Here is a 12,890-nt window from a genome sequence, read left to right as displayed (position 1 = left end):
GTGCTGCCACCGCGGCGCGTGCGCCGGTTCACCGGACCCCTGCTCGTCGCCGCCCTGGTGGCGGCGGTGGCGCTGCTGCCGGTGCTCGTCCTCGCGGCGGCCGTCGCCTCCGCGTGGTTGCCGGGGCGCTGGCAGGCGCTGCGGCTGCTCTGCTTCGCGCTGGTGTACCTGGCGCTGCAGGTGGCCGGGCTCGCGGCCGCCGGCGCGCTGTGGGTGCTCGCCGGTTTCGGTCGCCGGTCGCACACCGCGGCGTACCGGGCGGCCCACTACACCGTGCTGCGGCTGCTGCTGGACGCGCTGATGCGCGCGGCGCGGCGGCTGTTCGCGCTGCGGCTGGTCACCGACGGTGCGTCGTGGTCGCCGCTGGACGACGGGCTGCCCGGCTCGACGAACGCGATGGTGGTGCTGTCCCGGCACGCCGGACCCGGTGACTCGTTCCTGCTGGTCCACACGCTGATGGACCGCGACCACCTGCGCCGGCCGCGGATCGTGCTCAAGGACGTGCTGCAGCTGGACCCGCTCGTCGACGTCTACCTCAACCGGCTGCCCAACCACTTCGTGACCGCCGGAGCCGGTGCGACCGAGGCGATCGCGGACCTCGCCCGAGACCTGGGGGAGGAGGACGCGCTGCTCATCTTCCCTGAGGGGGCGAACTCCACCCCCCGCCGCCGGGTGCGGGCCATCCAGCGGCTGCGCGACCGCGGGCTGCTGCACGCGGTGCGCCGGGCGGAGGCGATGCAGCACGTCCTGCCGCCGCGGCCGGCCGGGGTGGCCGCGGCGCTGCGCGCGGCTCCGCACGCCGACGTCGTCTTCGTCGCGCACACCGGGCTGGAGCACCTGAGCACCGTGCGGGACCTGTGGCGGCACCTGCCGGTGGACAAGACCCTGCACCTGCGCTGGTGGTTCGTCCCGGCCGCCGAGGTCCCGCGCGGCGAGGCCGAGCGGACCGAGTGGCTGTACTCCTGGTGGCAGACCATCGACGAGTGGATCGAGGCCACCCAGCGGCGCGAGGCATGATCAGGGCCGGGCCGACGACGACGCCGTCGCCGCGAGGTCGCCGGTGGCGCGGCCGAACAGCGCGGCCAGCGCCGCGTCGGAGGCGGCCAGGGCCGCCCGGTCGAAAGTGCTGCTGCTGGCCACCAGCTCCGCGGCCCCGGTGCGGTCGAGCAGCTCGGCGAGGCGCGCGGCCACCTGCGCCGGGGTGCCCGCGATCGCGGCGGCGGCGGTCCGGTCGAGGTACTGCTGCTGGCGCGGCGTGCGGTCGGCGGCCCGCACGGCGGCGACCGGCTCCAGGGCCGGGAACGCCCCGGTGGTGCGGGCCCGGGCCATCGCCCACGCCTCGGGCAGCAGCAGGTCGGCGGCCTCGGCGGCCGTGTCGGCGACGAGCACGTCCAGGCTGATCGCCACCCGCGGCTCCGGCTGCTGCGCCGACGGCCGGAAGCCGCGCCGGTAGCCGGCCAGGGCGGCGAGCCCGGGTTCGGGATCGCCGGCCACGCCCAGCAGCGGGCCACCGACGATCACCGGCAGCCCCAGCCCGGCGGCCACCTCCAGGCCGCGCCCGGTGGCCAGCACGTGCATCGGTACCGGGCCGGCCGGCTGCGGGCGGACGGTGATCTCCGCCGTCCCGGTGAGGAACGCGCGCAGCTCGGCCAGGTCGGCGGCGAAGTCGCGCTCGGTCTCCCGCAGCGCGCGGCGCATCGGCGCGGTGAAGCCGGGGGAGCGGCCCAGCCCGAGGTCGACCCGGCCGGGCGCGAAGGCGGACAGGGTGGCGAACTGCTCGGCGACCACGAGCGGCTGGTGGTGCGGCAGCATCACGCCGGCCGAGCCGAGCCGGATGGTCGCCGTCCGGCCGGCGACGGCGGCCAGCAGCACCGCCGGGGCGGCGCCGGCGATCCCGGGCACGCCGTGGTGCTCGGCCACCCAGAACCGGTCGAACCCCAGCCGCTCGGTGTCGACGGCGCGGGCGAGGGCGCCGTCGAGCGCCGCGGCGTCGGGCTCCCCGGCCCGGGTGCGGGTCCGGTCCAGCAGGGAGAGCTGCGCGTCGGTCACGACGGCTGCAGCGCAGCCCGGACGGTCGCTGTTCCGGCGTCGCCGGCCGGCCGGCCTCAGCCGGGGAGGGCGGCGTCGACCTCCGCGAGGAACTGCGCGCGCAGGGTGGCGGGCAGCCAGGCGGTCAGGAAGGCGTTGCGGGCCAGCGTCCGCACCTCGTCCAGGGTCAGCGGCGTTTCCTGGTGCACCCGCCGGAAGCACTCGGCGACGTAGCCGTCGAAGTAGGCCGGGTCGTCGGAGTGCACGCTGACCTGGACGCCGGCGTCGAGCAGCCGCTTGGTGGCGCCGTCCCAGGCCGAGCCGCGGACGAACCCGTTGGAGATGGGGCAGACGGTGAGGCCGATGCCGCGCTGCACGACCTCGGCGAGCAGCGCCGGGTCCTCCAGGATGTTGACCCCGTGGTCGATCCGGTCGACCCCGATGACGTCCAGCGCCTGCCGGATGTGGTCCAGCGTGCCCGGCTGGTCCAGGTCGCAGTGCATGGTCAACAGGTAGCCCTCGGCGCGGGCCCGGGCGAAGACCTTGTCGAACTTGATCGGGGGGTTGCCGCGCTCGTCGGAGTCGAGGCCGACGCCGATGATCCAGTCCCGGTACGGCAGCGACTCCATCAGGGTGGCCATCGCGTACTCAGCGGAGAAGTCGCGCAGGAAGCACATGACCAGCTCGGCGTGCAGGTCCAGGGTGCGGCGGGCGTCCACGATCGCCCGGCGCAGCCCGCGGACGACCGTGCCGAACTCCACCCCGCGCGAGGTGTGCGCCTGCGGGTCGAAGAAGATCTCCGCGTAGCGGACGTTCTGGGCGGCGGCCCGGGTGAAGTAGGCGGTCGCCAGGTCGTAGAAGTCCTGCTCGGTGACCCAGTACCTGCATGTTCCGGTAGTAGCCGACCAGGAAGCTGGTCAGGTCGTGGAACGGGCTCTCCCGCTTCATCTCCGCGGCGTCGGCGAAGGGCATCTCGATGCCGTTGCGCCGGGCGAGGTCGAAGACCTGCTCGCCCTCCAGGGTGCCCTCGATGTGCAGGTGGAGCTCGCACTTGGGCACTCGCTCGATGAAGGTCGTCACGGCGTCGTCGCTGGTCATGCCGGGAGTTTTCCACCGCCCGGGCGGCTCCCCGCCGCCGGGTGCGACGCTCCGGGGCCGGAGCGGGCGGCGGGGAGTGGACGACGTCGAGTAGCGTCGTGGGTGCGGCCGGCGCCCCGCCCGGGGCTGCCTGCCGACCATCGGGGCGGCCCGTCGGATCCCGGGATGTCTGTCCCGTGCAGGTCCGCGGGGCCGGCCCGCGTCTCGGAGCGGCCACCCTGGCTCTCCTCGAGATCTCGACTGCGCCCCCGCGGAGCGCGAGGGGCGGCCGGCCGTGGCGACCGCGCCGGCACGTGAAGGAGGAGTTCGTGGCTCGACGAGGCCAGTCCGGGGCCGGAGCCCGCCGTTCCGCGCCGCGGAGCCAGCGACGCGTCCGGGACGGTGACGTCATCGGCGTGCTGGCCCGCACCGTCCGGGAGGTGGAGGCCGCCGCCCAGCGCGGCCGCGTGACGCCGTCCGTGCGGACGAAGTTCCAGGCCGTGGCCCTGCTGCTGCGCGAGGAGCGCGCCCGGGTCCGGGACGAGACGACCGGCAGCGAGGCGCACCGGACCGAGCAGCTCAAGCGCCTGGACGGCGTCGCCACCATCCTGGCCACGACCGCCGTGCGGGAGGCGGGGCTGCTGGCGCTGCTGTCCGAGGACGCCGTCACCACCGACGCGGCCCGGGCGCTCCGTCGGGAGCTGCTGAAGGACGCCGGCATCGAACCGGCCCCCGAGGAGGCACCGCCGCCGGAGCCCGAGGCCCTCGCGCCGGCCGTTCCCGAGCGCCGGGTCGTGCCGCAGTCGGTGGTCTCCCGGCAGCTGGCCAACCCGTTCCTGGCGCCCGACTTCTCCGCCGCTCCGCAGCGCGTCGCCCGGCCCCGCCGGCTGGCCGGCTGGGAGCTGCTCGGCCCGCTGCTCAGCTCCTTCGAGCGCGCCGGCAGCGGCGACGCCGCGTGCATGCCGCTGCCCACGCCGTCCTGGCTGCCCGTGCCGAAGGGCCTGGAGTTGATGCCGCACCAGGCGCAGCTCGTCGCCGCGGCCGCCGCCGGGCACCGGACGTTCCTGCTCGCCGACGAGCCCGGCCTGGGCAAGACAGCGCAGGCGCTGCTCGCCGCCGAGGCAGCCGACGCCTATCCGCTGCTGGTGGTGGTGCCGAGCGTCGTCAAGACCAACTGGGCGCGGGAGGCCGGGCTCTGGACCCCGCACCGCCCGGCCACCGTCGTGCAGGGCGACGGCGAGACGATCGACGGCTTCGCCGACATCGTCGTCGTCAACTACGAGGTGCTCGACCGCCACGCCGGCTGGATCGCCGACTTCGGGTTCCGCGGGATGGTCGTCGACGAGGCGCACTTCATCAAGAACAAGTCCTCGCAGCGGTCGCGGAACGTGCTCGAGCTGGCCGAGCGCCTGCGGTCCCGCACCGTGCGCCCGCTGCTCATGGCGCTCACCGGCACGCCGCTGATCAACGACATCGACGACTTCCGGGCCAGCTGGCAGTTCCTCGGCTGGATCGACGAGACCGGGCCGCGCGGCGAGCTGCTGGAGGCGCTCGAGGACGCCGGCCTGACCCCCGCCGACCCCGGCTTCTACCCCACCGCGCGCCGGTGCGTCGTCGACATGGGCATCGTCCGCCGGCGCAAGGTCGACGTGGCCGCCGACATCCCCGCCCGGCGCATCGCCGACCTCCCCGTCGAGCTGGACGGCGCGGCCGGCCGGTCGATCCGGGCGGCGGAGCAGGAGCTCGCCCGCCGGATGGTGGCGCGCTACGAGACCGCGCTGGCCAACCGCTCGGCCGACGCCGTCGTCGAGGGCATCGACGCCGACCTGGTGCGCCAGGTGGCCCGCTGGGAGCTGAAGGAGGCGACCAGCGCCACGGCCGGCGAGAACGTCTTCGGCATGATGCGGCGGATCGGCCGGGCCAAGGCCGGCCTCGCCGCGGACTACGCGGCGCAGCTGGCCCGCAGCGCTGGCAAGGTCGTCTTCTTCGCCAAGCACGTCGACGTCATGGACGCCGCGGAGGAGACCTTCACCCGGCAGGGCGTGCGGTTCTCCTCGATCCGGGGCGACCAGACACCGTCGGTGCGGCAGAAGAACATCGACGCCTTCGTCAGGGATCCGGACGTCGCCGTCGCGGTGTGCTCGCTGACCGCGGCCGGCGTGGGCCTGAACCTTCAGGTCGCCTCCAACCTGGTGCTCGCCGAGCTGTCCTGGACCGACGCCGAGCAGACCCAGGCGATCGACCGCAGCCACCGCATCGGTCAGACCGAGCCGGTCACCGCCTGGCGGATCATCGCCGCGCAGACCATCGACGCGCGGATCGCCGAGCTGATCGACAGCAAGGCCGGGCTCGCCGCCCGGGCGCTCGACGGGTCCGACGAGGAGATCGGCTCGTCGTCCGACGTGCAGCTGGAGGCGCTCGTCACCCTGCTGACCGACGCGCTCGCGTCGCGGTAGGAGCACCGTCCGCGCAGGATCGGAGGGGCTGCAGTGGGCAGTCGGCGGAGAGGTGGTCGGGATGGCGATCGGTGAGGCCGGGCTGCGGCAGCGGTGGGCGCAGGGCGAGCCGTGCCACGGGCTGTGGAACATGCTGCCCGGCGCGGTGACCGGCGAGGTGCTGGCGCGCGCCGGCGCCGACTTCGTCGTGGTCGACCTGCAGCACGGGTCCACGGCGGAGGCCGAGCTGCCGGGTGTGGCGGCGGCCATCACGGCCGGGGGCTCGGTGCCGCTGGTCCGCACCCGGAGCGCACTCTTCCCCGACATCGGCCGGCCGCTGGACCTGGGCGCCTGCGGCGTCATCGTGCCCAACGTCCGGGACGCCGACCACGCCCGCGAGGTCGTCGCCGCCGGCCGGTACGCGCCCGGTGGTGGACGGTCCATCGGCCGGCTCACCGGCGGAGCGGACGAGCCGCTGATCGTGGTGATGGTGGAGTCGGCGGCCATGCTCGCCGATCTCGACGCCATGCTGTCCGTGGAGCGGCTGGACGGGGTCTACGTCGGCCCGGCCGATCTCGCGCTGTCCCTCCAGCTGACCGGCGCCGGCCACCGCGCCGAGCTGCGCGGCGTCCTCTCCTCGATCATCGAGCGGGCCTGCGCGGCCGGGGTGCCGGTCGGAGTGCACGCCCGAAGCGGCGAGGAGGCGGCCGGCTACGCCGCCGAGGGCGCCACGATCGTCACGGTCGCCGTGGACGCCGTCTCCCTGGGCGAGGCCACGGCGCACCACCTCGGGGTCGCGCGGGACCGGTCCACCGGCTGACCGGCCGGGAGAATGACCCGATCGGGTCACGACGGGGCGGCGGCCGTGTAGCCCGCCGCCGGACCGGGCACCCGCCGATCTTGTGATGTACCGCGCCGCAGCCGCCCTGCCCTCGGACGACCGGACCCGGGTCACCGCCGGTCTCCGGAGGCAGCTCCGGGTGATGGCCGCGGCCGCCGGCGCCGATCCGGACTGGTCGACGTTGCGGGTCGAGGGTCCCGCGCCGGGCGAGGAGTACCGCGGCACGGGTCTGTCGGAGTGGACGGCGACCGTCGTCGTCCCGGGCGACCGCGGCATGCTCGACGACCGGTTGATCGATGCGCTCCTGCCGGCGGCCCCGCAGCGGCGCGCGGCTCCCCCCGAGGAGACCTCGCCCCTGGCCCGGCGGTGATCGCGCTGGCCCGGCACGGTCAGCCGAAGGCGGCGATGCTCCGGTCGAGGAAGTCGTTGCGGAAGGCCCCGCGCGGATCGGACCGGCGGACGAGCTCCCGGAAGTCCGGCATCCGGGGGTAGAGCTCGGCGAGCTCACCGGCGCCGGTGGTGAACAGCTTGCCCCAGTGCGGCCGGCCGCCGTACGGACGCAGCGCCGCTTCGATCTCGGGGAGCAGCGCGCGCACCTGCGCCTCCTCCGGGAGCCAGGTGAAGTGCAGCGCCAGGACGTCGCCGCCGTACGCCGGGCTCAGCCACAGCTCGTCCGCTGCCACGGTGCGCAGCTCGCTGACCCGGAGCAGCGGGGAGATCCTCGGCGCGAGGGCGCGCAGCGCGTCACAGGCGTGCCGGGCGTGCCGGCGGGGGACGAAGTACTCGCTCTGCAGCTCGTCACCGTTGCTGGGCGTGAACTCGGCGCGGAAGTGCGGCAGCCGCTCGTGCCACTCGCCCGGCAGGCCCAGCTGGTCGGTGAGGTTCTCGACCGGCGTGCCCGGCAGCATGTGCGTCGGCACCGTCGCGGAGCGGGCCCCGAAGAAATCCTCGGGCGCGACGTCGTGCTCGTCGGTGCGCGCCTTGACCCACACCTGGGTCACCTCGCGCCAGTCGGTGAACACGCTCACGCTGTAGGCCGCGTCCGCCACCTCGTCGAAGTCGGCGAACAGCCGGTTCCAGGTGAGGCCGACGTAGACGTTGGTCCGGACCTGGAAGGCAGGCTGGAACCGCAGGCCGATCCTGGTCACGGCACCGAGCGCGCCGAGGTGGACGACGGCGCCGGGAAGGTCCGGGTCCCCAGCCGCGAGGGTCACGAGCTCGCCGTCGGACCGGACCATCTCCAGGCCTACCACGGCGGTGCTCAGCGAGCCGTTGCGGTTGCCGGAACCGTGCGTGCCGGTGGCCGTGGCGCCGGCGATCGTGATGTGCGGCAGCGAGGCGAGGTTGTGCAGGGCGCAGCCGCGCTCGGCCAGCCGCGGCACCAGCTCGCTGTACCGCGCGCCCCCGGACACCCAGGCGATCCCGGCCACCCCGTCCGGGGACCGTTCGATCTCCACGTCCCGGGGGAGCCCGTCGAGGGTCACCAGGTCGGCGGTGGTGTCGGCGATGTCGTTGAAGCAGTGCCGGGAACCGAGCACCTTGACCCGCCGGCTCCCGGCCACGATCTCCTGGAGCTGGGCGACGCCGGTCGGCCGGTGCAGCCGCGCCGCCCGGTAGGCGACGTTCCCTGCCCAGTTCGTCCCCGGCCGTGCCGCGCCCGCCGGGGCAGTGGGCACCGTCTCGTGCATGGTCCGCTCGCCATCTGCTCGGGGACGCCACGCGCGTGCCGTCCGTCCGGTCTCCGGTGCGGACAGACTCTCCACCACCTTCCCGTCCGGGCCGGTGCCGCCCCCCGCAGGTACCGACGCGGCCGGGGCCAGGGCTCGACGTCCATGCGGCGCACGAGGTCCCCGTCGAAGGGGGTGGACGTGGCGGGCGTCCGCGATGTCCAGGACGGCCCCGCGGGGGTCCCGGACCACCTGGTGGACGCCGGCCTCGACGGTGCCGTCCCCGCGTTCGCAGATGCCGGACGTTCGGGTGGGCCGGCTGCCCTCCCGGACGACGTCGTGGCCGAACGGCGCCCGGAGGCTACCGCGGAGCGGTCGGCTCGGTCAGGATCCGGGAAGCGACGACGCCCCGGGTGGTCCTGGGGGGCACCGGGACACGGGCGGGCCACCGGCACGAGGACGAGGGACGACCGTGGCGAAGGCGAGGAAGGCGGACGATGCGGCGGCGCTGCTGGAGAGGATCGCGGCCTGGCCCGAGGAGCAGCGGGGGATCGGCGAGCGACTGCACGCGCTGGTGATGGACGCCGTCCCCGAGCTGCGGCCCAAGCTCTACTACGGCCGGCCCGGCTACACCCGCGGCGGCCCGGTCCTGGTGTTCTTCCGCAACGACGACGGGCTGCTGTCCTTCGGGCTGACCGAAAGGCGAACCGCTCGACGACCGACCCGCTCGTCGAGTCGGCCTGGTTCGTCAACGCTGTCGACGCCGGCGCGGAACAGCGGCTGGCCGCCGTCGTCCGGACGGCCGCAGGCTGACCGGCACGAGCCGGGACGGCGGCAGGCCCCGGGCCGGCAGCGCCGGAGCCGTCAGTCGCCCAGGTACGGCGGGGTGCTGTCCGCCACGACCGCGCCCCGGTCGCCCACCGGCCGCTCCGGACCGACCGTCGAGTCGCACTCGGTCTGCCGCTCGGTCTCCGCGTTGACCGCGGCCCCGAGGAAGACGAGGAGGACCGTGGTCCACAACCAGAACATGCTGATCGCCACGCCGGCGAGCGAGCCGTAGGTCGACTGGTAGTTCCCCAGGCTCTGCACGTAGGAGAAGAAGCCGATGGTCGCCGCCAGCCAGACGACCGTCGCGAGGACCGACCCCGTCGAGATCCACCGCCACCGCGCCTGCGTGCGGTCGGGGGCGAACCGGTAGAGGACGGCCAGCGCCACGGCCATGAGGGTGGCGAGCGCCACCCAGGACAGCACCGAGGCCACGGCACGGACGGGACCGGGCGCGCCGGCGAGCGCGGCCCCGGCGGTCCCCGCGGCAGCGATCAGCCCGGCGAGCAGCATCGCGCCGCCGAGGACGAACACGAGGGCGATCCCCGTCCGGCGCAGGAAGCCCCGGGTGTCCGTCTGGTGGTAGGCGATGCCCACCCCGTCGATCAGGTAGGTCATCGCGGTCGTCGCCGTCCACAGCGCCACGACGAGGCCGGTGAGGCCGCGGAAGGTGAGCACCTGGGCCGACGCCGCGGTGATGGACGTGAGCTGGTCGAGCACGATGGACTCGAGGTCGTCGGGCAGCATGTCCGCCATGTCCGTCAGCTGCTGGCGCGCCGTCCCGGGGGTGTTCACGACGCCGTAGATCGACACCGCCGTCACCAGCACGGGGGCGATCGACAGGACGGCGAAGAACGCCACTCCGGCGCTCTGCACCATGAGGCGGTCGCTGAGCAGTTGGCGGCCGACCCGTCGCAGCAGGGACCGCCAGCCGGCGGCGGAGATCCCGCGGGGCGACGCCGCGTCGTGCCCCCCGCTCCCGTTTCGCCGGTCCCTGGTGCCCACCGGAGGGCGATCGTCCCGGGCCACAGCCATGCCACATCCCACCCCCGGCGGCGGGCGCCCGCAACGGCTCCGTCGATCCCGCCCGCCGCGCGCCGTCGGCTTGCTTCCGGCCACGCGACGGCGGAGCCTCGAGCGCATGACTCGTGGCGGCACGACCTTCGGCACCGTGGTCCGGTGGGACGAGGGCCTGGAGGGCGCGATCATCGAGGCCCCGGAGCTGCCGGGCGGGTGCTGGGCCGACGGCGCCGTGGTCGAGCACAGCACGACCGGCTCCGCGACGCTCCGGGCGGGCCAGGTGGTCGAGGTGGACTGGACCGAGCCCGGTGCCGAAGGGCTGCCGTTCCGCGCGCTCCGGGTGGCCCCGCGCAACGACCTGCAGGCGACCGTCGGGGGCTGACGCCCGGCCGGGCCCTGCCGTGCGCCGGCCCCGTCCCGCCGGGTCGGCGGAACGGGGCCCGACGCGGACCGATCAGTCGTGCAGCAGCGCGCCGAACCGCCGGCAGCTCTCCTCGATCGCCTGCTGAGCGGCGGGGGAGACGGTGCCCATGTCGAAGAACCCGTGGATCATCCCGTCGTACCGCTGCACGTCGGCCTCGACACCGGCGGCCCGCAGCGCCTCGCCGTAGGCCTCGCCCTCGTCCCGCAGCGGGTCGTACTCCGCGGTGACGATCACCGCGGGCGGCAGACCGGAGAGGTCCGAGCCGTGCAGCGGGGAGAGGCGCGCGTCCTTCGCGTCCTCCCAGGCGCCGGCGTAGTGCCCGTAAAACCAGTCCATCGTGTCCTTCTCGAGGAAGTAGCCCTTGGCGTTCTCCACGCGCGAGGGGTACTCGCCCTCGGCGTCGACGGCCGGGTAGATGAGGAACTGGCCGGCCAGGGGAGTGCCGTCGTCGCGCAGCGCCTGGGACACGACGGCGGCCAGGTTCCCGCCGGCGCTGTCGCCGGCGACGGCCAGCCGGTCGTCGCCGCCCAGCTCACCGAGGTGACCGGCGACCCAGCGGGCCGCGGCCAGCGAGTCGTCCGCCGCGGCGGGGAAGGGGTGCTCGGGCGCCAGCCGGTAGTCGACCGCGACGACGACCGCGCGGCTGCCCCGGCAGATGTTCCGGGCCATGTTGTCGTGGGTGTCGAGGTCGCCGATCACCCAGCCGCCGCCGTGGAAGAAGACGACGGTCGGGAACGGGCCTTCGCCGTCGGGCCGGTAGACGCGGGCCTTCAGGTCGCCGGTGGCGCCGGGCACGGTGCGGTCCTCGGAGCTCGCCACGGGGACGAGCTGCTCCGGGGTGCGGGCGCCGTGGGTCAGCTGGAGGTACAGCGCCCGCCCGGCTTCCGGGCTGCCCTCGTACATGGGCGGCATCCCGGCGTCGTCCAGCATGGTCAGCAGCGCGGCGATGTGCGGGTCGACCGGCACGGAGATCTCCTGGGTCTGGGAGGGAGGACGACGGGCCGCGGGTGCGGACCGTCGGTGGAACGCTGGCTCGCGGCTCAGCTGTAGAGCAGCGACTTGTCGTCCAGGTCCGCGGCGGGCAGCGCCGTCCGCTCCTGGGCGTACTCGAGCAGGTGCGTCCACGGCTCGCGGTCGCCCTGCTTGAACATGAGGTGCATCGAGCGCATGACGTAGCCCGGGTTGAAGTTCTCCGGGTCGGCCCACGGCCGCAGCGGCATGTCGGCGTCCTCGGGCCGCAGCGCCGGGACGACCATGGTGGCGCCCTGCTCGTCCGCGTGCGCCATCAGCCGGCAGACGAACTCGCTGACCAGATCGGCGCGCAGCGTCCAGCTGTGCCGGAAGTACCCGAAGACGTAGGCCATGTTCGGCACGCCGCTGATCATGACGCCGCGCCAGGTGACCCGCTCGGAGAAGTCGACCGGCTCGCCGTCGACGGTGAACGCGACACCGCCGAAGACGCTGAGGTCGAAGCCGGTGGCGGTGACGACGACGTCCGCGGGGAGCTCCTCGCCGGAGGCCAGCCGGATGCCCGTCTCGGTGAACTCGTCGATCGTGTCGGTGACCACCGAGGCCGTCCCCTCGCGCAGCGCGGTGAACAGGTCGCCGTCGGGGATCAGGGCGAGGCGCTGCTGCCACGGCCGGTAGCTGGGGTTGAAGTGCCGGTCGATGTCGAAGCCCTCGGGCAGCTGCTCGCGCATCGCGTCGAGGAGCATGGTGCGCAGCTCGTCCGGGGACTCGAACGACATGCGGGTGATCTCGTCGCCCTCCGCGATGTAGGCCCGGCGCAGGATCTCGTGCGTCCACTCGTCCGGGACGTCCAGCAGCCGCAGGGTCTCCGCCAGCTCGTGGGTCTTGGGCCGGGCGAAGAAGAACGTCGGCGAGCGCTGCAGCATCGTCACGTGCCCGGCGGTCTGCGCGATGGCCGGGACGATCGTCGCCGCCGTCGCGCCGGAGCCGATCACGACCACGCGCCTGCCGGAAAGATCCAGGTCGTCGGGCCACTGCTGCGGGTGGACGACGAGCCCGCCGAACCGGTCCATCCCCTCCCACTGCGGCCGGTAGGGCCGGCCGTGGTCGTAGTAGCCCTGGCACATCCAGAGGAAGCCGGTGGTGAGGCGCAGGTCCTCCCCGGTGTCCTCCCGGGTGACCTCGACGGTCCAGCGCCGGTCCTCCGACGACCAGCTGGCGGCGGTGACCCGGTGTCGGTAGCGGATCCGCTCCTTCAGCCCGTCCTCGTCGATCACCTCGTCGAGGTAGGAGAGGATCTCCTCCGACGTGGCGATCGACGCCCCGCGCCACGGCTTGAACTTGTAGCCGAAGGTGAACAGGTCGCTGTCCGACCGGACGCCGGGGTAGCGGTGGGTCCACCAGGTGCCGCCGCGATCCTCCAGCGCGTCCAGGATGGCGAAGGACTTGCCGGGGAACTGTTGCTGCAGGTGGTGCGCGGCGCCGATCCCCGAGATCCCGGCGCCGACGATCAGGACGTCGACGTGCTCGGTCCCCGTCTCCGTCGTCGCGGCGTGCTCCAGCAGTGTCATGGCCCGACCTCCCCCTGCGCGGTGTGCGTCGAG

At 74.5% G+C, this 12,890-nt stretch carries 10 protein-coding genes and 2 pseudogenes; 5 read left to right on the top strand and 7 right to left on the bottom strand.

The genetic code is table 11. The annotated features are described in order from the left end of the window. A complete protein-coding gene (locus ACI790_RS09645) occupies positions 1-1,017 on the top strand; it encodes a 1-acyl-sn-glycerol-3-phosphate acyltransferase (protein WP_456569562.1) in 1,017 nt (338 codons plus the stop codon). Here the strand turns inward: ACI790_RS09645 and ACI790_RS09640 are convergent, their stop codons facing one another. The 3 genes and pseudogenes from ACI790_RS09640 to ACI790_RS09630 form a co-directional block, all read right to left on the bottom strand. Beyond that, positions 1,018-2,049 carry an MsnO8 family LLM class oxidoreductase gene (locus ACI790_RS09640; RefSeq protein ID WP_456569561.1) on the bottom strand — a complete coding sequence of 344 codons (1,032 nt, stop codon included), beginning with the start codon at positions 2,047-2,049 and terminating at the stop codon, positions 1,018-1,020. A 56-nt stretch (positions 2,050-2,105) separates the two neighbouring features. After that, a pseudogene (gene add / locus ACI790_RS09635) lies at positions 2,106-2,891 on the bottom strand (adenosine deaminase); the annotation flags it as partial. 22 nt (positions 2,892-2,913) lie between these two features. Further along, positions 2,914-3,126 (bottom strand): annotated as a pseudogene (locus tag ACI790_RS09630) (hypothetical protein); the annotation flags it as partial. A 308-nt stretch (positions 3,127-3,434) separates the two neighbouring features. On the opposite strand from ACI790_RS09630, the gene ACI790_RS09625 reads away from it, so the two are divergent. From ACI790_RS09625 to ACI790_RS09615, 3 genes are all read left to right on the top strand, one after another. Continuing rightward, complete coding sequence (locus ACI790_RS09625) at positions 3,435-5,561, top strand: DEAD/DEAH box helicase (protein ID WP_456569560.1); 2,127 nt, start codon at positions 3,435-3,437, stop codon at positions 5,559-5,561. A 61-nt stretch (positions 5,562-5,622) separates the two neighbouring features. Next, positions 5,623-6,360, top strand: coding sequence for an HpcH/HpaI aldolase family protein (locus ACI790_RS09620; RefSeq protein ID WP_456569559.1), 738 nt, complete (start codon positions 5,623-5,625; stop codon positions 6,358-6,360). A gap of 85 nt (positions 6,361-6,445) precedes the next feature. Further along, positions 6,446-6,751: a hypothetical protein gene (locus ACI790_RS09615; RefSeq protein ID WP_456569558.1), complete on the top strand. Its 306-nt coding sequence runs from the start codon at positions 6,446-6,448 to the stop codon at positions 6,749-6,751. 19 nt (positions 6,752-6,770) lie between these two features. On the opposite strand, the gene ACI790_RS09610 is transcribed toward ACI790_RS09615, so the two are convergent. After that, positions 6,771-8,057: a D-arabinono-1,4-lactone oxidase gene (locus ACI790_RS09610; RefSeq protein ID WP_456569557.1), complete on the bottom strand. Its 1,287-nt coding sequence runs from the start codon at positions 8,055-8,057 to the stop codon at positions 6,771-6,773. An 855-nt stretch (positions 8,058-8,912) separates the two neighbouring features. Continuing rightward, a complete protein-coding gene (locus ACI790_RS09605) occupies positions 8,913-9,908 on the bottom strand; it encodes a YihY/virulence factor BrkB family protein (RefSeq protein ID WP_456569556.1) in 996 nt (331 codons plus the stop codon). A 106-nt stretch (positions 9,909-10,014) separates the two neighbouring features. Between ACI790_RS09605 and ACI790_RS09600 the strand changes: the two genes are divergently transcribed. After that, on the top strand, positions 10,015-10,275 hold the full coding sequence (locus ACI790_RS09600) for a hypothetical protein (protein ID WP_456569555.1): 261 nt from the start codon (positions 10,015-10,017) through the stop codon (positions 10,273-10,275). A gap of 72 nt (positions 10,276-10,347) precedes the next feature. Here the strand turns inward: ACI790_RS09600 and ACI790_RS09595 are convergent, their stop codons facing one another. Then, positions 10,348-11,283 (bottom strand): alpha/beta hydrolase, encoded by a 936-nt coding sequence (locus tag ACI790_RS09595; RefSeq protein WP_456569554.1) that lies wholly within the window; start codon positions 11,281-11,283, stop codon positions 10,348-10,350. Positions 11,284-11,357: 74 nt separating this feature from the next. Next, complete coding sequence (locus ACI790_RS09590; RefSeq protein ID WP_456569553.1) at positions 11,358-12,857, bottom strand: flavin-containing monooxygenase; 1,500 nt, start codon at positions 12,855-12,857, stop codon at positions 11,358-11,360. Positions 12,858-12,890: the final 33 nt, after the last annotated feature.

The sequence above is a fragment of the Blastococcus sp. SYSU DS0539 genome, assembly GCF_054050855.1.
This window is presented reverse-complemented; position numbering and strand designations above follow the sequence as displayed.

Coding starts and splice junctions, on each gene's coding strand:
- ACI790_RS09600 (WP_456569555.1), top strand. CDS start 10,015: ATGACTCGTGGCGGCACGACCTTCGGCACCGTGGTCCGGTGGGACGAG.
- ACI790_RS09590 (WP_456569553.1), bottom strand. CDS start 12,857: ATGACACTGCTGGAGCACGCCGCGACGACGGAGACGGGGACCGAGCAC.
- ACI790_RS09605 (WP_456569556.1), bottom strand. CDS start 9,908: ATGGCTGTGGCCCGGGACGATCGCCCTCCGGTGGGCACCAGGGACCGG.
- ACI790_RS09620 (WP_456569559.1), top strand. CDS start 5,623: ATGGCGATCGGTGAGGCCGGGCTGCGGCAGCGGTGGGCGCAGGGCGAG.
- ACI790_RS09615 (WP_456569558.1), top strand. CDS start 6,446: ATGTACCGCGCCGCAGCCGCCCTGCCCTCGGACGACCGGACCCGGGTC.